This window comes from Psychroserpens sp. AS72 (genome assembly GCF_038900375.1).
Taxonomy (GTDB): domain Bacteria; phylum Bacteroidota; class Bacteroidia; order Flavobacteriales; family Flavobacteriaceae; genus Psychroserpens.
On the sequence record NZ_JBBMRC010000002.1, the window covers coordinates 431,457 to 448,131 of the forward strand.

The following is a 16,675-nucleotide window of genomic DNA, read 5'->3' on the forward strand; positions in this document are numbered from 1 at the left end:
TTTAGTGTTTAGTTTTATTATCATGCTTTAAACAGTCATTGAAAATAATCTTGTTTCAGGTTGTTTTCTTTGAAGCAAAACATCAAAAGCCATACAGACATTCCTTACAAAAGGCTGTCCTTTTTGTGTAATCTTTATGCCTTCGTTTTCGAAGTTTACTAATCCGTCAATTTCCATTTCTTTTAGTTTAATAACGATGTCTTTTAGTTCATCTACATAAAGTGCAGGATCAGACCAATTGGTTTCAAAATGACACATTAAATTTAAAATATGCTGTCTTACTATGAGGTCTTCTGTACTTAAAATATGTCCTCTATAAACTGGAATAATATTTTGTTCTATTAAATGATAATACTCTTCAATGCCTTTAACATTTTGAGAAAACCCATACCAACTATCACTTATTGATGAGACACCCAAACCAATCATTGCTTGTGTTTTTGAATCTGTGTAACCCATAAAATTACGATGTAACTTATTAACTAACATAGCCTCGTGTAATGAATCTGTTTTTAGAGCAAAATGATCCATTCCTACTTCGTTATAACCAGCTTGACTTAGTAACTCTTTTCCTAATTCATATTGTGCTCGTTTTGAATCTCCAGAAGGTAAATTGCTTTCATCATAACCTCGTTGTCCATTTCCTTTAAGCCATGGTACATGAGCATAACTATAAAAAGCAATGCGATCTGGCATTAATTCTTTGGTGAGTTCTATGGTTTTAGCAACTTGAGCTTCTGTTTGAAATGGTAATCCAAAAATAATATCGTGACCAATTGAGGTGTAACCAATTTCTCTAGCAGCTAAAGTCGCTCGTTTTACGTTTTCAAAAGGTTGAATACGATGTATCGCTTTTTGTACTGTTTCATTATAATCTTGAACTCCAAAACTGACGCGAGAAAACCCTAAATTATAAAGGGTTTGCAAATGCTCACGAGTGGTATTATTAGGATGCCCTTCAAAACTAAACTCGTAGTCGTCTGCAAGATTAGCTTTTCTTAAAATGCCTTTGATGAGTCGCTCTAAATTTTCCGAAGAAAAAAATGTAGGCGTACCTCCACCTATATGCAGTTCTTTAATTTTTGGTCGTCCAGGTAGAATTTCACAATATAAACTCCACTCTTTTAATACTGCATTTATATATGGTTCTTCAACTTCATGTCGTTTGGTGATACGTTTATTGCAACCACAAAATGTACATAAACTCTCGCAAAAAGGTAAATGAATGTAAAGACTTATCCCTTCAACTGTATTGCTTTCATCAAAAGAAAGTAATAATGATTCTTTCCATTTTTTAAGTGAAAATGAAGTATCATCCCAATATGGAACAGTTGGGTAACTTGTATAACGTGGACCTGCCACATTATACTTATTAATTAGAGAATTGCACATACCTTAACAATTTTAATCAAAATTACGAGTATTAGTTTGTATAAAATATGACTTATATCATATCTTAAAACAAGTTTAACTTCTGTTATTTTATACTTAAATACAAACGTTATATAGTAAACTAATTGTGATATACTTGGTATCTAAATATATAATTGATTAATTTTCTTACGATTCAAATAATGATTATCTTTCAACATCTTTAACTTTTAAAATTTATACAATGAAAAAATCTATTTTATACATTTCAATATTAGCATTAGGCTTGAGTACATCTTGTAAATCTGACAAGAAAGAAGTCCCAAATGAGGTTGACACTACAGTAACCGAAACAGAAGAAACAACACCAAAAAATACGACTACAACAGAAAGACCTGCTTACTTTAATGAAACGAAAAAAGTAACAATGGTATTGGAACCTAAAAGTAATAGTGGTGTTAAAGGTAACGTCGTTTTTAAACAAGAAAAAGGTGTTGTTAGTATGGTTGCTGTTTTAAACGGATTGACAGAAGGCGAACACGCTATCCATATTCATGAAAAGGCTGATTGCTCATCTGATGATGGTAAATCTTCTGGTGGTCATTGGAACCCAACTGCTCAACCACACGGAAAATGGGGAGATGCTGCTGGATATCACAAAGGAGACATTGGTAATTTTAGTGCCAATGCAAAAGGTCAAGCTACAATTTCTAAAATTACAGATGAATGGTGTATTGGTTGCGGAGATGAAACTAAAGATATTTTAGGTAAAGCAATCATTGTACATCAAGGTGTTGATGATTTTAAATCTCAACCGTCTGGAAATGCTGGTAGTCGTGTAAGTTGTGGTGGCATTATTCAATAGAGTTCTTTATTCAACAACACCATCAATTAGGACTACAATAACCTAATTTACTGGATTATCCATCCCAAAAAAAACCAATGGAATTAGATTTATTAGTAGTCAATTTTCAGAAGAAAGATGAAAAAGCTTTTGAAAAACTATACAATATGTATAGTGATAGCATGCATGGTGTCATTTATAATATTGTAAGAGACCATGAGATAGCTGAAGAAGTTATGCAAGATGTTTTTATTAAAGCTTGGCATAAAGCAGATACTTATAACTCTAGTAAAGGTCGCTTTTTCACCTGGATTCTCAATATTGCTCGTAATGCAGCTATTGATAAAACAAGATCTAAAGCCTATAAAAATTCTGAAAAAAACCTTAATGCTGAATTCTTCGTAGATATTTTAGAAACCAGTGAGAATCTTAATGATAAGATGGATGCCATAGGAATTGGCAAATATGTTAAGGCACTTGGTGAAAAATGTAAAAAGATAATTGAATTCTTATACTTTAAAGGGTTTACTCAAAAAGAAACTTCAGAGGAATTAGATATTCCGTTAGGAACAATAAAAACGAGAAACAGAAATTGCATCAAAGATTTGAGAGCAATGGTATTAGAATAAGATGGATATTAAAGCATATATAGACTCTGGAGTTCTCGAGCTTTTTGTTGCTGGTCAATTAACAGACCAAGAAAACAAAGAGGTTCAAGAGCTTATGCTCAAGCATCCTGAAGTTTTACAAGAAGTATTAGAAATAGAATCTGCTATTATAAAACTATCCTCAGCAATGTCTCCAGGTGACAACAAACATTTGTTACAACTTATAAAAGACAAATTGCAATTAGGAGGACAAGATGTAAAAGTAGTCTCTATAGAAAAAGCTAAATATAATTGGTTTACATATACAGGATGGGCTGCAGCACTTATTGTAGGTGCAGGATTATTGTGGACTATGAATCAAAACCAGCAATTAGAAGTTAAAGTATCTAATGCTGAAACAGAAAAAGCCTATTTAGAAGTTCAAATTGAAGAAGCTAAAACAGATTTAGCAGTCAAAGACAACCTATTAAATGTGCTTAGAGATAGAAATATTATTTCTGTACCTTTAGGAGGACAAGGCGATTTTGTTAATAGTTATGCTAAAGTATATTGGAATAAATCTGACAACAGTATTTACTTAGATGCACAAGGTTTACCAGATGCTCCAGAAGGTAAAGTTTGGCAAGTTTGGTCATTAACATTAAACCCCTTAACGCCTACTAGTTTAGGAACTATCAATAATTTTAACAGTGATGACAATAAGATTTTCAATATAGCCAATGCTAACGAAAGTCAAGCCTTTGGTATCACATTAGAGCCTACAGGTGGTAGTGAATCACCAACTATGGATCAACTACATACATTAGGTATTGTATCACAACCTTAATTAAAATCATTAGTTATACTGAAAAGCGTCAGACTCAAGTTTGGCGCTTTTTTATTGACTTAATCAGAATTCAAAAGACTAAAATAAACCCATATCAATATCGTTTAAAGAAAATAGTATCTTTAACTACTGTTTAAAATCAATGAATTTAAATTACAACCTCCTTAATATCATTACCCTTTTTGGTGCTATTCAAGGATTAATCCTATGTGTATTTCTCTATAAAAAAAGAATTACCAACAAGTTAGCAGTACGGTTTTTTCTCCTATTCTTATTTTCTTTAGCATTTTACAATCTTATTTATGCCTTATTAGATATGCAGGTCTTTCAATATTACAGACCATTACATATGTTTCCTTATCCATATAAATGGCTAATAGGTGCAGGATTTTATTTTTATATAAAAAACCAATTCCCTTCTAAAGATGGTCATGTTTTTCATAAAAAAGAATGGTATCTCTTTGTTCCAGCTATAGTTTATGCATTACTTAGAACCTATTGGTTTGGTATTGCAATTAATGAGAATAGCTATAGAATTACTAAAGTGGTAGTAGATTCAGATTTTTTTAGAATCCATGAATTTTTCTATCAATTCTTTACCATATTCTTACTTATTGCTTCACTCAAAATCATAAGAACCAATGAAGAAAAACTTGCTAACATTCAAAAATCAAAACCTGTAATACAATGGTTAAAACGACTTACTATAGTCTTCTTAGCGATTATGATTATTGATGTATTACTATATTCTACAGATCTCCTACTCCATAATTGGAAAGAGAGTTTCGTGTTTTCTTATCCAACATTTATACTCAATACCGCTTTAATTTATTGGATAGGTTATATGGGTTTTACAAAACCAAAATTGTTTTTTAATGCTTTTCACTCAATAGAATCTAATCATGTTATTGCCAACCAAAGTTTAATGTGCAAAAAAATAAATGGTGCTTTAGACAAAGAGCTATATACAAATCCTAATATTACGTTAGCGCTTTTTGCTTCGGAAATTGATAGTTCTCCAAAAGAGTTATCTAAATATATCAATGAAGTACATCAACAGAATTTTTCAGAATTTTTAAATTTCCATAGAATAGAAAAAGTAAAACAATTATTAGCAAGTCCAGAAGCTAATAAATTCACATTAGTTACACTTGCTGAAGATGCAGGATTTAGTTCAAAATCATCTTTTAATAGTAGCTTTAAAAAAGTAGTAGGCATGACACCTTCAGCATATAAAAAGCAACATACATAATTTTAAAAAAATGTCCAAGATTCTTCTTTCTGGACGTAACAGCCTGTAAATGCTGTGTTTTTCTTTTTCAGAATTAGATATTTGTACTATCAATTCAAAAAACAAACAGATGAAAACGAACTCACAATCCATAGTACTATTTTGCTTTTTCACACTTTTTGTGTTAGTAAGAATACAAGCTCAAATACTAAATAATGATTTTGAATTGTCTAATGATAGTATACATGAGTATCCTAAAGATTGGAAATTTGTTACTACTGATGAAGCACAATTCTCACTCACTTCAAGTACTAAATCATCAGGTTCAAAATCCTTCATCGTAGACTTAACTAACAACACATCCCAAAAAAACAATTACTTCTCACAAGTTGTAAATTTTCAAGGTAAAAAACTACAACGTGTTCTACTCACATATTATATGAAATCAGATTTAGATGGAACTGCAGGTATATGGTGGCAAGCTCGTGGCAAAAACGATATTCAAATTGGTTTTACTAACAGTGGTATGCAAAATCAACAAGTTAGCGGTAAAACCGAATGGTCAAAATACACCTTGTTACTAATAATTAATGAAAAATGCACCCAATTTATTATTGGTGGTTATGCGAATGGAAAAGGCAAAGTCTGGTTTGATAATTTTAAAGTAGAAGACATTAAACTGTCAGATACAAATCCTCCAAAAGAAGTAAAAACATATTTAAAGGCCTTTAAAAAAATTGTAAATACGCACTCATTATATCGAGATTCTCTCAACTGGAAACAAATAGATAAAGACCTAAAATATTTATCTAAAGGTATTGACTCAATTGATGCTGTTGGATCTCCAAAAAATTACATCATAAATAGGTTAAAAGAAGCTGGAGATAATCATTCGTTTATTTCTCCTAAAGCATCTTTTGTGAAATCACAAAATTCACAAACGAGTACTTCTGTACCATATTCTAAATTATTAAATAATAACATAGGCTATGTAAATGTCCCAGATTTTAGCAGTAGAAACGATAGTATAAAAGTTGAGTTTGCGACCAAGATTCAAGGTTTAATAAAAAAACTAGATACAGAACACACCATAAAAGGTTGGGTTGTTGATTTACGGGATAATCCTGGAGGAAACATGCATCCCATGTTAGCTGGATTAGGTCCTTTAACTGGTGAAGGCACTTCAGGTTATTTTATATCTGGCAAAGACAAGATTAGTGAAGCATGGTTTTATAAAGACGGTAGTTTTGGCGTAGGTCACAATATAACAACTCAAGTTGAAAACCCATATGTTATAAAAGAAACTAATCCTAGAATAGCAGTACTCATTGGTTCTAGAACAGGAAGTAGTGGAGAAATGACTGCTGTTGCATTTATAGGAAAAGATAACACGACACTTTTTGGTCAAACAAGTGGAGGCTACACAACAACAAATCAAGATTTCGAACTACCAAATGGTGACCGTGTGTATTTAGCTTCAGGTTATGTAGCAGATAGAAATAATGTAATTTATCCTAAAAACTTACAACCGGATGTGACCGTTATTGAAGATAATAAAGATGTAGACAAAACGCTTGAAGCAGCATTAAAATGGTTATTTAAATAGTTCTAACTGACTTATTACTTTAAGATAATGATTATGAATAGGTGATATATAAACCATTTACTAAGATCAAAACACGTAAAAACACCTATACATTGAATTCGTTTATAATATAGTTTTATACACTCATAGAATATTATAAACAAAAGTAATGGATGAAGATTTAGTAGAATCACAAATAATTGAAGTACAAACAAATTGGGAAAAAAGGGTACCTTGGTATTTAACTATAGCTAGTAGTGTTGTTTTAATTGCGATAGGATATTTTTTGATTAGTAATATTAATTGGTTTAAAGCAGAAGTTTTTCTTCATGATGCAGATTTAAATTTAGAGTATAAAGTATATGCTTATCAAATGCATCTTAGTATGATTAAACGCTCTGTAGGACTATTTTCTGGTTTTGCAGTTATGTTTTTAGGTATTGGTGTGGCTTTTTACTCTATTAAAAAACAAACCACTTTAAATTTAGAAGGTGCAGGAATTACAGCTAGTCTCGTTACTGCTTCTCCAGGAATAGTGGCAATGGTTTTAGGTGCTTTTCTTATAATTAGCACTATAAAAAGTAAAGACGATTTCCCAAATTTTAAAGATTCAAACACATCTGAATTGAAAATTAATGGTCCAGAAAAACCACCTGGACGAATAAACTAAATTAAAATGAAACACTATATTATAATGTTCACCTTGATGACAATAAATTTTATTCAAGGATATGCTCAAGATATTTTGCAATCTGACATCGACACAACCTGCTTTGTAATTTCGGAACTAATGGCAGAAGCTAAAGAAAACAGAGACAATGAATCTATACTTATTTACTCCAATACTATTGAAAAAATCAAAGAAAAACATACTATCAATAAAGTCTATGCTGACTATTTTAATTCAATTAAAGAGCATAATCCTCAAATAACTGATGGAATTGTTATTTTTTTAGATAGTGATCCTAAATCTCCTGGATTTTCAAATAGACAAATTGAAAATTTCCTTATGTTAAAAAACGAAGGTATAACCATGTATGATTTTGATGACTTTGTCGTGTTGAAAAAGCTTAAATTAGGCAAAATACATCCTGATAATATGAGCGAACTAGCATTAAACAATGTGAAAAAATTAAAAGCTGAAGTAGAGTCTATTACAATAGAAAATTAAAAGTTCATATTGTTATATTATACAGTTAAAAAATATTTTTGAGCAAAAGAAAGCACCTACTCACAAACTGGAAGTAGATGCTTTCAACTAACAAAAAAACTCTAAAATACCATGTCTCCACATGGTAACTTACAAAAATCAATCAATTTTAAATGTTAGTATTTATCAGTTGATCCCCTCAAAGGTTATCCAATAAACGAATTAAAATTTATAGCTTACACTACCTTTTATAAAAAAGGGTGTTCCTGGTGTAAAATGAATTTCTTCAACAGATTGCGCCTCATTTTGTAAACGAGATTCTATAGCAAACTGTGTTTCATTCCATTCTACATCAAACATATTTTCTATAATTAAACCTAAAGTGATATTATTAAAGGTGTAATTAGCATTAAAATCTGTAATAAAATAACCGTCAGCAACTAAACTATTATCTTCATTTGCTGGTCTATCATCAATGTATCTGTATTTAATTCCGCCAGAAAAACCATTAAGATCATTTACTGATAAACCTCCAGCCATTGTAAAATCGGGTGCTAATGGTATAAAATCTTCACCATCAACAGCTTCTAGACTTCTTGCTTTTGTATATGTTGCATCTGTATCCAAATACAACCAATCATTAAATTGATAGCGTAATCCTAAATCTACTCCAAAGCGTTCTGTTTTTCCGCTTGGTTCAACAATTCCTGCATCACCAACGTACACAAACTCTTGCTCTAAGAATAAATACCATAATGCTGTGTTTACAACCAAATTTTTAGTTGGTTTCCAAATTTGCCCTAAATCTAATCCGTAAGCTCTAGGCAAAATATCTTTACCTAAATTATTGACAACGACTCTTGTATCGTTTGAGTGAAACCCTATTCCAGATTTTAAAAACAGCTGTAAATTATCTTTAGCATTGTAAAAGAAATTTAACTTAGGACTAACTATTGTCTTTGTTTCTGATTGTAAAGTATATTCTGTTTGCAGTTTATCATTGTATAAAAACTTGAAATAATCCAAACGCAAAGCTGGAGCAATTTTAAAGTTACCAAACTCAAATTCTGCATTTAAAAAGGCGTCAATGTTGGTTTGATTAATATCTCCTAGTTGAATATTTTCTAAAGTTGTTTTTCTGTTTAATGTTCTTGACAACTCAACATCATTAACAATGTCATGACGAAATCCTAAACCCGTAGTTAACACCAACTCGGTAGTTCCTAAAAAAGTTGTGTGTGAGACGCTTGTATTAGCTCCAAAAATTTGACGATCTTCTTTTTGTTTAATTTGATCTCCATTAATTGGATCTTCTAAAAAGAACGTAAAATTAGAATACAATTCAAATGCATAATGTGAATAATACGCATTAGATTTTAATGTTGTTTTATCCGAAATGTGCTTACTAAATTCTACGTTAAAATTGGTACGCTCAGTCTCTCCTCCTTCTGTATCGTCAATAGCACCAAAACGAGTAATGTTGCCATTATCTACTTCTCTTTGTGGTATTTGACCAGAAGCATCCCAACGACTCGTAAAATGTGATGCGCTTAATATTAACTTATCATTCTCTGGAGAGAACATCACATATTTTCCGAAGATATTAAGACGGTTAAAATTTTGTGGTGATTCAAAAGGTCCATCAGTTGCTATATATTCTGTAGCGATGTAGGCATTTTGGTTTTTTGTGTTTTCTAAAAGATTAAACATTCCTAGAGTTCTAAGGGAATTAAAATCTCCTACAGACATTGAAATCTCACTGTCTTTCAAATAATCTCTAGTAGAGAAATCCACATATCCAGCTGTATTAAAATCGCCCTCTTGAGCGTAATAAGGCCCTTTTCCGAAGTCAATTTTATATACCGTTTCTGGTATTAAAAAATGTAAATCACTATAGCCTTGACCATGAGCGTGGGAGACCATATTTACTGGCATTCCATCCACAGAAATCGAAACATCTGTACCATGATCTATATCAAACCCTCTCAAAAATAATTGCTCTGCTTTTCCTCCACCAGCATGTTGACCAATGATTAATCCTGGCACTTTACGCAGTACTTCTTGTGACGAATTTACAGGACTGGTATTTAAATCCAATCGCGTAATCGTGCTTAATGCGTTAAGTTCTTCAGTAATAGTCATTTCTTCTAATTGAAACGTTTTTTCTTCTAAAATGATAGTTAAGTTGGTTTCAAAACTTTCTGGTTGCAATACCAAAATTTTATTTTTATAACCCAATAAACCTATTTTTAGTGAGTCTCCTGTTTTACTATTCTCCAGTATGAACATTCCGTTTTCTGATGAGTGAGAGTGACTTTGAGAGTTTATATTATAAATGTAAGCTGCCTCCAAAGGTTGATCAATTTCATTTTTGATTTGACCTTTCACTTTTTGAGCATAGGCACTACTCGACAATGCTACTAATAAAAGTAGTATACTTATTTTATTAAAATTCATGAGGTATGGGCTTTTACAGTTGATTAATTTTATCTTCCATAGTTGGTCCTAACTCATAAAGACTTGCTATCAATTCTTCCTTAAGAGGCTTAACATCTTCTGTTCTACCTGCAGCTTTGTATATTTCGGCAACATGATATAAAGTTGCTGGCTCATAGGTTTTATTGATAATATGCTGTTCAACGATTTTGAGTGCGTCTATTAAATTTCCATTTTTGAAATATGACCAAGCCAATAAATCGTATGATTGTGGTGTCGGTCTATTTTCAACTTCGGTTTTAGCAATTGCTATAGCGTTATCTAATTGAACATTTTCATCAGTATATAAAAGCACGTTATATTTATTATACATATCACCATAAGCTTTATTTTGCATCGCTTTATGGTACATTTCTAATTGAGACTTGCTCATTTCTACATCTCCATTATAATCCGCAATTTCAGATTTAAGCAAAAAGTAATCTGGAGCTTTATAATTCTCGGTAACTGTATTTAAAATACGAAGCGCTTCATTTGGATTTTTCTCATGAGAATAGACAATCCAAGCAATTCCTTTTTTTGCATACGCATCATTAGGATCAAGTTCTAATGCTTTTAAAAAGTGAGTGTATGATTTTTCAATATCACCTGCATGACCATAAAAATCTGCAATGTTTGTATAAGACCATTGTTTTAATCCTTTTAAATTTGAAGACTCTGCAATTGCCATAGCTTTTTCCATGTACTTAATGGCAGCATCTAAATTCCCTTTATGATCACTCCATTTTGACAAACGAATGAGGTAATCAAAATCACTAAAATTTTCAAATGTTTTAAGATATACTTGCGCTTTTTCGTAATTTCCTAATTCTAGGTGAACATCAAAAAGCATTTTTTGAGTTTCACTTAGATTTTCTTTTAAAGCTTCTGCTTTTTCTAATAACTCTAAAGCCTCTTTAAATTTATGCTGAGAAATGTAATTGTAAGCTAAACTCTTTAAGTATGAAGGGTTTCCATATTGAGTTCTTTCATTAACAATTAATAATTGGCTTTCAGCTTTTTTAAGATATTCAACGTCTCCTGTTGTTGAAAAGTAAGCTGTGTATGAAGATGCCAATTTGCTATGGTAACCATATTGATTTGGCGTTTTTTCTAATTTTTCAGACCAAAAGACTTCGTTTTGTTTGGCACGATCCAGAGTTTCATTTTCTGTCATTGCCAAATACGTATCATAGTCCCTAGTATCTGTGAATTTTTGAGTGTTATTTTTAGAGCAGTTTGTAAATAGAACTGCAGCTAATACTGTAATTAAAAAAGTGTATTTAGAGTTCATATTAATGTGGTTTTGAGTAGTTGTTTAGAGTTTTAAGTATTAAATAATTCTGAAACAGGCTTGTTTGAAGCCCATTTCAGAATTAAAAATTATATTAATGAGGTGTTGCTAAGTAAGGAAAAACCGATAAAAATGCTTTATCATTTCCATCTACATTATCATCTGATAATCCTGGATTATCAGTTCCCATTGGCCCACCAAATATTAATAATAATTCAGTTGAAATAACATCATCTGCAAGAGCACGTCCTGTTAAAACATTTGTACCATCAAAAAATGTTGTAGTTCCAGTAAGTGAAACAGTTAACACAACTGTAGCTAATGCACCAGTAAATGTAGGTGCATCCCAAGTTAATGCGTTCGTTGTATAACCAGGATTTAATGCTAATAATCTAGCTTCAAATTTAGATTGAAACGCTGCATTTTGATTAGAAGGTATTGTTGTGTTAAACGCATTTTTATCTGCCATCTCTACAAATACCGTATTAATAGCTGGTCGTCCCATTTGATCTTCTTGAGCATAGGTTCCAGTAAAGTTTGGTCCTGTTGGTCCAGTTGGTGTATCATCATCACTACTACAGTTATATGCAGAAAACGATACTAGCAATGCAATTGCTACTAATTTTATATTATTGAATTTCATGTTCTTTATGTTTTAATTTTTAAAAATTTGTTGTTCTTCGGAAATGTGAAGAATCACTTTATTGTTTTCTTTTAGATTCTACCCAGATATTAACTGAATCTCCAGATCCAACCATAGCTTTTGGTAATTCTACGACTATAGACATTACGTTTGTTCCAGCAAAACTATCTGTCCCTGGATTGTTGAATGAATTAATTCCATTATCTGGTGTTAAAATATCTCCATAACGGAAAAAGTCCATAAAGAAAGGATCATCTCTTGGTCCAGCAAAAAATTTCATACCATTGTTAGATTCAACAATTGTACTAGCACCATAAGCAGAAATATCAACAGTATTCATAGTAGCTATACTTGATAAGATTGTACTGTTTAATCCAGATTGCGAAGGTTCAATTGGTCCAAAGAAATACATTTTACCATCTCTTGGAGTTGCTTGTATAACTAAATCTGCAACTGCATCTCCATCATTATCAATATTAAACTCAACTAATACATTTTCATCAAAAGCTGCTGCATCCGTATCTGCAGGACTTATCAATCCTTGTACGTTTGCAACAAACACAATGTTGTTATTGTCTTCTTGACTTTGAAATGCATAAATGTCTGTGATATCACTTGTATCACCAGCAACTGCAGGAGCATCAATATGATCTGCTGCGATTGCGAAAAAGCCAGCAATTGTTAATACTGCAGCTCCAATTAAAATTTTCGATTTTTTCATAATACTTTGAGATTTTTGTTGTTTAATTATTAGTCTCTGGTAACACTTACGCAAAAAACACAGATGCGGTTTTATATTTTTTTAAAAACCTTTAAAAAGCCCATTTATAAAGAACTCATCTTGACTTTTGTTTTTAACTTAAAATGAAATTGGATGAGAAAAGTTCACAGATAAAGAATTAACTTTACATAACTAATTCATTAGCGATGAGAGATACATTTTTAGAAGAGGCAATCAACGAAGCCAAAAAAGGACTACAAGAAGGAGGAATCCCAATAGGATCTGTAATTGTACACAAAAATAAAATTTTAGGCAAAGGTCATAATAGACGCGTGCAAGAAGGCAGTGTTATTTTACATGGTGAAATGGATGCTTTAGAAAACGCTGGAAGACAAAAAGCTTCTGTTTATAAAGAAAGTGTTTTGTATACAACGCTTTCTCCTTGCCCAATGTGTACAGGAACAATTCTATTATATGGTATTCCTAAAGTAGTAATTGGAGAACATCAAACATTTATGGGAGAGGAAGACCTATTAAAGTCTAAAGGAGTTGAAGTTATCGTTGTAAATGATAAAGAGTGTATCGAGATGATGACCAACTTCATCAACAACAAACCAGAATTATGGAATGAAGATATTGGTGTGTAAGTCAATATTTTAAATCACTTTGCTCACTTTTTATAACACCTATTTTATAAATTACGTACATAATTAAAAAAGCGTAATAAGTGAACAAATAAAAAATTAACTTTGCAACGTCTTTAAATTTAAACACATGAACCCATCTACTAGTGGTTGGATTGAAAAATTCTGTTCTCAAATATCCAAAAACGGAATTCCTTTTGAAAGCTACACGTCTCTGTATGACAGCTTAAAAGATTTTGGGTTTATCTATGGTGTCAATGTTGCTGTTACAGATAAAATTGATAAAATTCACCGATATTCGGAAGATGAATTAGCTAAAGTAAACCTCATTACTGGCTTATTTCATATTTATCATTTTAAAAATGAAAAATTTACTACAAAAGCCTTTATTAAAGATTTATTAGAATACTATAAAGCTTTAGAAGTTTCAGATTTATCAATTTGGGATAAATTAGTTATTGGTAAAAGTGACACGTCTTTGCTTGAGCGTTTAATTCATGACAGAATACAAATAGACGATAATTTATTAACCAGAAATTTTAATAAATCAATTACAAACTCTTTACTTTATGTAGATGTATTGGCGTTTGATGCCTATTTGACAGATAAAACAGATCCAAAATCTTATGCAGCTCATTTAGAAAGTATTATCGTAGGTACATTATATAAGTCTTTAAATTCTAAAAGTAAAATTACAGATTACGATAAGGAGATTATTAACATCATAGAATCTTCTGCTTCATATATGGACGATGATGACATAGATACAGAAGATCTTATTTATGATATTGATTATGATATCAATTTACATGAGAAAAAATATCTTTTAGACTTAATGTGTCTTTCGGTTTGGGATGATGAAATATTAGAACGCTCTGAGTACCAGTTTTTAAAACAACTCACTAAGCGTTTAGAAATGAATGTCTCAGAAATACAAGATTCTATTTTATCTATATCTCAATTTCATATAGACCATAAAAAAGAGGTTTTACTATTTCAGCAAAGTAATCCTTTATCTAATTTTTATGAAAATTCTTCTCAACTCGTTAATAAATTGATTAGACGTAACAGTAAACGTTTGGTAAAAGAAATGCAGCAAAGTAAAGATTTGATGCTACTAATTACTAAATCAACGCATTCTGATCTTAGCAAAGAGGAGCAAAAACAACTGCAAGCTCAATTACTAGATACTTTAAAAGCCATACCTAGTTTAGCTATTTTCATGCTTCCTGGAGGTGCAATTTTATTACCTTTATTTGCTAAATTGATTCCAAATTTATTACCATCTGCTTTTGATGATAATCGTATTGATGAGTAGTATTTATAGTATCGTTGTAACAAAATTAAATTAGAATTTACTTATAGGTAGAAAACTATTATCATGGAATTAACTAATTACTACAACATTCTTAACATTGAAGATTCAGCTGACTTAGACAATATTAAAAAAGCGTTTAGAAAAGAAATTGCCATTTATCATCCTGATAACAACCAATCTGAAAACGCCAAATCTCATTTTGATTTATTGGTAGAAGGTTTTCATATTCTATCAAATCCAGAAAGACGCAAAGCTTATGATAAAATGTTGTGTTCTTCGGAAATCAATAAACCCATAATTATAGATCAACCAATAGAGAAGTTTCAGTATAGCGAATGGAAACAAGAATCTAAGAAAAAGGCTGACTCCTACAGCGAGTATTCCATTGCTAAATTATTAGTACAAGACATATTTATTGAAGCAGGTATAGAAGGTTTATTTTCTATTGATGGAGATTTTCTTGAAGGTTTAGGAGACTCACTTGGTGATGTTCTTGATGTTTTTTAGAGCTATGTCAACCACTCTTTAAAATCTTTTACGCGCTCTCTCGCAACAATCACATCTTGCTCTTTATAAGTATTCAGTTTTATTTGAAGTCTGGAGTTTGTATAACTCACCATATCTTTAATGGCATTTATATTGATATAAAACTTACGGCTAATTCTGTAAAATTTGTGTGGTTCTAATTCATCTTCAAGCTGTTCTAAAGTCGTATCAAGCAAATAATTTCTTCCTTCTTGAGTAAAAGCATATGTTCCTTTATTCTCACTGTAAAAACATTCGATATCATCAATATTTATCAATTTTAAGTGCTGACCAACTTTTACCGAAAATCGTTTTTTATACTCGCGTTCAATTGGATTTACTAATAATTTCTTTATGTCATCAAAATCTAAAGTCACCGATTGTTGCTTTGGTGCACGTTCATTATATTTTTTAACTGCGATCTCTAAATCATCTTCATCAATAGGTTTTAATAAATAATCTATACTATTCAATTTAAAAGCCTGCAGAGCATATTCATCGTATGCTGTCGTAAAAATCACAGCAGATTTAATATCTATAGTTTCAAAAATCTCAAATGATAAACCATCACTTAATTGAATGTCTAAAAAAATCAAATCTGGATGTTCATTATTTTGAAACCATTCTATAGATTCTTCTACAGAATGTAACATCGTCTCTGCTTCCATATCTAAAGCGGTTAACATACGTTGTAATCGTCTAGCGGAAGGTTTTTCGTCTTCTATAATAATGATACTCATGTATTTAATTTATTTTGTGGTTGGTAGATAATTATTCGTATCGTTTAGTCTCATTAGACTCTTTATCCATAAATTCTCTAATCTTCTTGTCTTCCCAATTTTTACCAAAAATTATATTTGGCAAAAATACTGAGCCTGCATGTGCTAATACACCAATTCCCCAAAAAGAAAATGTGATAAAATTACGCCATTGAAAATAGCTTTCACCTTCTTCTAGGTTTTGAATATTAATAAAAACAAAGATGAGATTAACGATAATGTAAATTGTTAAATGTGTGTAAAACCCTTTAATTTGTTTTACTCTTTTTGCAGCTAGCTTATAACGCTCTTCATGTAAAAATTTATTTGTTTCCATTATTCCCAATGTTTATTATCGTCATCCATTAACTCCTTTATCTTACGCTCTTCCCATTTTTTTCCGAAGAAAAAATTTGGTCCAAAAACTCCCATGAAGTGAAAGAAAAGTCCAATTCCCCAAAAAAATGCTGTAGAGAATGTCCCAAAGCTAAATAGTGTTCCACCATTGCTAGTTATCAAAATGATTAAAAATACATTCACTATTACATAGGACGCCAAATGCCAGTAAAATCCCATCATGGCTTTTACTTTTTTCTGAGCTCTAAGATAAGCTTCTTCTTTTTTCCAAGTTCTTTGAGTATTACTATTTCCGAAGGGTTCTATATTATTTTCCATGATATTA

General features: G+C 31.1%; 18 protein-coding genes. 10 read left to right on the plus strand and 8 right to left on the minus strand.

What is annotated here, in order from left to right:
* Positions 1-27 precede the first annotated feature (27 nt).
* Positions 28-1,392: an oxygen-independent coproporphyrinogen III oxidase gene (hemN, locus tag WNY78_RS05430; RefSeq protein ID WP_342872174.1), complete on the minus strand. Its 1,365-nt coding sequence runs from the start codon at positions 1,390-1,392 to the stop codon at positions 28-30.
* Between the two features lie 223 nt (positions 1,393-1,615).
* Between hemN and WNY78_RS05435 the strand changes: the two genes are divergently transcribed.
* From WNY78_RS05435 to WNY78_RS05465, 7 genes are all read left to right on the plus strand, one after another.
* Complete coding sequence (locus WNY78_RS05435; protein WP_342872175.1) at positions 1,616-2,236, plus strand: superoxide dismutase family protein; 621 nt, start codon at positions 1,616-1,618, stop codon at positions 2,234-2,236.
* A 77-nt stretch (positions 2,237-2,313) separates the two neighbouring features.
* A complete protein-coding gene (locus WNY78_RS05440) occupies positions 2,314-2,844 on the plus strand; it encodes a sigma-70 family RNA polymerase sigma factor (RefSeq protein ID WP_342872176.1) in 531 nt (176 codons plus the stop codon).
* A gap of 1 nt (position 2,845) precedes the next feature.
* Positions 2,846-3,649, plus strand: a complete 804-nt coding sequence (locus WNY78_RS05445) for an anti-sigma factor (RefSeq protein ID WP_342872177.1) — start codon at positions 2,846-2,848, stop codon at positions 3,647-3,649.
* Positions 3,650-3,791: 142 nt separating this feature from the next.
* Positions 3,792-4,901 carry a helix-turn-helix domain-containing protein gene (locus WNY78_RS05450; protein ID WP_342872178.1) on the plus strand — a complete coding sequence of 370 codons (1,110 nt, stop codon included), beginning with the start codon at positions 3,792-3,794 and terminating at the stop codon, positions 4,899-4,901.
* A gap of 109 nt (positions 4,902-5,010) precedes the next feature.
* Positions 5,011-6,486 (plus strand): S41 family peptidase, encoded by a 1,476-nt coding sequence (locus tag WNY78_RS05455; RefSeq protein WP_342872179.1) that lies wholly within the window; start codon positions 5,011-5,013, stop codon positions 6,484-6,486.
* A gap of 148 nt (positions 6,487-6,634) precedes the next feature.
* Positions 6,635-7,135 (plus strand): hypothetical protein, encoded by a 501-nt coding sequence (locus WNY78_RS05460; protein ID WP_342872180.1) that lies wholly within the window; start codon positions 6,635-6,637, stop codon positions 7,133-7,135.
* A 6-nt stretch (positions 7,136-7,141) separates the two neighbouring features.
* A complete protein-coding gene (locus tag WNY78_RS05465) occupies positions 7,142-7,636 on the plus strand; it encodes a hypothetical protein (protein ID WP_342872181.1) in 495 nt (164 codons plus the stop codon).
* A gap of 201 nt (positions 7,637-7,837) precedes the next feature.
* Here the strand turns inward: WNY78_RS05465 and WNY78_RS05470 are convergent, their stop codons facing one another.
* From WNY78_RS05470 to WNY78_RS05485, 4 genes are all read right to left on the minus strand, one after another.
* On the minus strand, positions 7,838-10,072 hold the full coding sequence (locus WNY78_RS05470; protein ID WP_342872182.1) for a TonB-dependent receptor plug domain-containing protein: 2,235 nt from the start codon (positions 10,070-10,072) through the stop codon (positions 7,838-7,840).
* 13 nt (positions 10,073-10,085) lie between these two features.
* Complete coding sequence (locus tag WNY78_RS05475) at positions 10,086-11,384, minus strand: cell surface protein (RefSeq protein ID WP_342872183.1); 1,299 nt, start codon at positions 11,382-11,384, stop codon at positions 10,086-10,088.
* Positions 11,385-11,478: 94 nt separating this feature from the next.
* Positions 11,479-12,027, minus strand: a complete 549-nt coding sequence (locus tag WNY78_RS05480) for a DUF4331 family protein (protein ID WP_342872184.1) — start codon at positions 12,025-12,027, stop codon at positions 11,479-11,481.
* 58 nt (positions 12,028-12,085) lie between these two features.
* On the minus strand, positions 12,086-12,748 hold the full coding sequence (locus WNY78_RS05485) for a DUF4331 family protein (RefSeq protein ID WP_342872185.1): 663 nt from the start codon (positions 12,746-12,748) through the stop codon (positions 12,086-12,088).
* Between the two features lie 206 nt (positions 12,749-12,954).
* Here WNY78_RS05485 and WNY78_RS05490 point away from each other — a divergent pair, with 206 nt between their 5' ends.
* From WNY78_RS05490 to WNY78_RS05500, 3 genes are all read left to right on the plus strand, one after another.
* On the plus strand, positions 12,955-13,395 hold the full coding sequence (locus tag WNY78_RS05490) for a nucleoside deaminase (protein ID WP_342872186.1): 441 nt from the start codon (positions 12,955-12,957) through the stop codon (positions 13,393-13,395).
* Positions 13,396-13,522: 127 nt separating this feature from the next.
* Positions 13,523-14,710 (plus strand): LETM1-related biofilm-associated protein, encoded by a 1,188-nt coding sequence (locus WNY78_RS05495; RefSeq protein ID WP_342872187.1) that lies wholly within the window; start codon positions 13,523-13,525, stop codon positions 14,708-14,710.
* A gap of 63 nt (positions 14,711-14,773) precedes the next feature.
* Positions 14,774-15,217, plus strand: a complete 444-nt coding sequence (locus WNY78_RS05500; RefSeq protein ID WP_342872188.1) for a DnaJ domain-containing protein — start codon at positions 14,774-14,776, stop codon at positions 15,215-15,217.
* A gap of 2 nt (positions 15,218-15,219) precedes the next feature.
* Here WNY78_RS05500 and WNY78_RS05505 read toward each other — a convergent pair whose 3' ends face one another.
* The 3 genes from WNY78_RS05505 to WNY78_RS05515 are packed head-to-tail and all read right to left on the minus strand — an operon-like array spanning position 15,220 to position 16,668.
* Complete coding sequence (locus tag WNY78_RS05505) at positions 15,220-15,975, minus strand: LytTR family DNA-binding domain-containing protein (RefSeq protein WP_342872189.1); 756 nt, start codon at positions 15,973-15,975, stop codon at positions 15,220-15,222.
* Between the two features lie 31 nt (positions 15,976-16,006).
* Positions 16,007-16,330, minus strand: coding sequence for a 2TM domain-containing protein (locus tag WNY78_RS05510; protein WP_342872190.1), 324 nt, complete (start codon positions 16,328-16,330; stop codon positions 16,007-16,009).
* Positions 16,330-16,668 (minus strand): 2TM domain-containing protein, encoded by a 339-nt coding sequence (locus tag WNY78_RS05515; RefSeq protein WP_342872191.1) that lies wholly within the window; start codon positions 16,666-16,668, stop codon positions 16,330-16,332. The genes WNY78_RS05510 and WNY78_RS05515 overlap by 1 nt, the downstream gene beginning before the upstream one ends.
* Positions 16,669-16,675: the final 7 nt, after the last annotated feature.

Excerpts from the sequence above, each read along its gene's own strand:
- hemN (WP_342872174.1), bottom strand. The coding sequence starts at position 1,392 with ATGTGCAATTCTCTAATTAATAAGTATAATGTGGCAGGTCCACGTTAT.
- WNY78_RS05435 (WP_342872175.1), top strand. The coding sequence starts at position 1,616 with ATGAAAAAATCTATTTTATACATTTCAATATTAGCATTAGGCTTGAGT.
- WNY78_RS05440 (WP_342872176.1), top strand. The coding sequence starts at position 2,314 with ATGGAATTAGATTTATTAGTAGTCAATTTTCAGAAGAAAGATGAAAAA.
- WNY78_RS05445 (WP_342872177.1), top strand. The coding sequence starts at position 2,846 with ATGGATATTAAAGCATATATAGACTCTGGAGTTCTCGAGCTTTTTGTT.
- WNY78_RS05450 (WP_342872178.1), top strand. The coding sequence starts at position 3,792 with ATGAATTTAAATTACAACCTCCTTAATATCATTACCCTTTTTGGTGCT.
- WNY78_RS05455 (WP_342872179.1), top strand. The coding sequence starts at position 5,011 with ATGAAAACGAACTCACAATCCATAGTACTATTTTGCTTTTTCACACTT.
- WNY78_RS05460 (WP_342872180.1), top strand. The coding sequence starts at position 6,635 with ATGGATGAAGATTTAGTAGAATCACAAATAATTGAAGTACAAACAAAT.
- WNY78_RS05465 (WP_342872181.1), top strand. The coding sequence starts at position 7,142 with ATGAAACACTATATTATAATGTTCACCTTGATGACAATAAATTTTATT.
- WNY78_RS05470 (WP_342872182.1), bottom strand. The coding sequence starts at position 10,072 with ATGAATTTTAATAAAATAAGTATACTACTTTTATTAGTAGCATTGTCG.
- WNY78_RS05475 (WP_342872183.1), bottom strand. The coding sequence starts at position 11,384 with ATGAACTCTAAATACACTTTTTTAATTACAGTATTAGCTGCAGTTCTA.
- WNY78_RS05480 (WP_342872184.1), bottom strand. The coding sequence starts at position 12,027 with ATGAAATTCAATAATATAAAATTAGTAGCAATTGCATTGCTAGTATCG.
- WNY78_RS05485 (WP_342872185.1), bottom strand. The coding sequence starts at position 12,748 with ATGAAAAAATCGAAAATTTTAATTGGAGCTGCAGTATTAACAATTGCT.
- WNY78_RS05490 (WP_342872186.1), top strand. The coding sequence starts at position 12,955 with ATGAGAGATACATTTTTAGAAGAGGCAATCAACGAAGCCAAAAAAGGA.
- WNY78_RS05495 (WP_342872187.1), top strand. The coding sequence starts at position 13,523 with ATGAACCCATCTACTAGTGGTTGGATTGAAAAATTCTGTTCTCAAATA.
- WNY78_RS05500 (WP_342872188.1), top strand. The coding sequence starts at position 14,774 with ATGGAATTAACTAATTACTACAACATTCTTAACATTGAAGATTCAGCT.
- WNY78_RS05505 (WP_342872189.1), bottom strand. The coding sequence starts at position 15,975 with ATGAGTATCATTATTATAGAAGACGAAAAACCTTCCGCTAGACGATTA.
- WNY78_RS05510 (WP_342872190.1), bottom strand. The coding sequence starts at position 16,330 with ATGGAAACAAATAAATTTTTACATGAAGAGCGTTATAAGCTAGCTGCA.
- WNY78_RS05515 (WP_342872191.1), bottom strand. The coding sequence starts at position 16,668 with ATGGAAAATAATATAGAACCCTTCGGAAATAGTAATACTCAAAGAACT.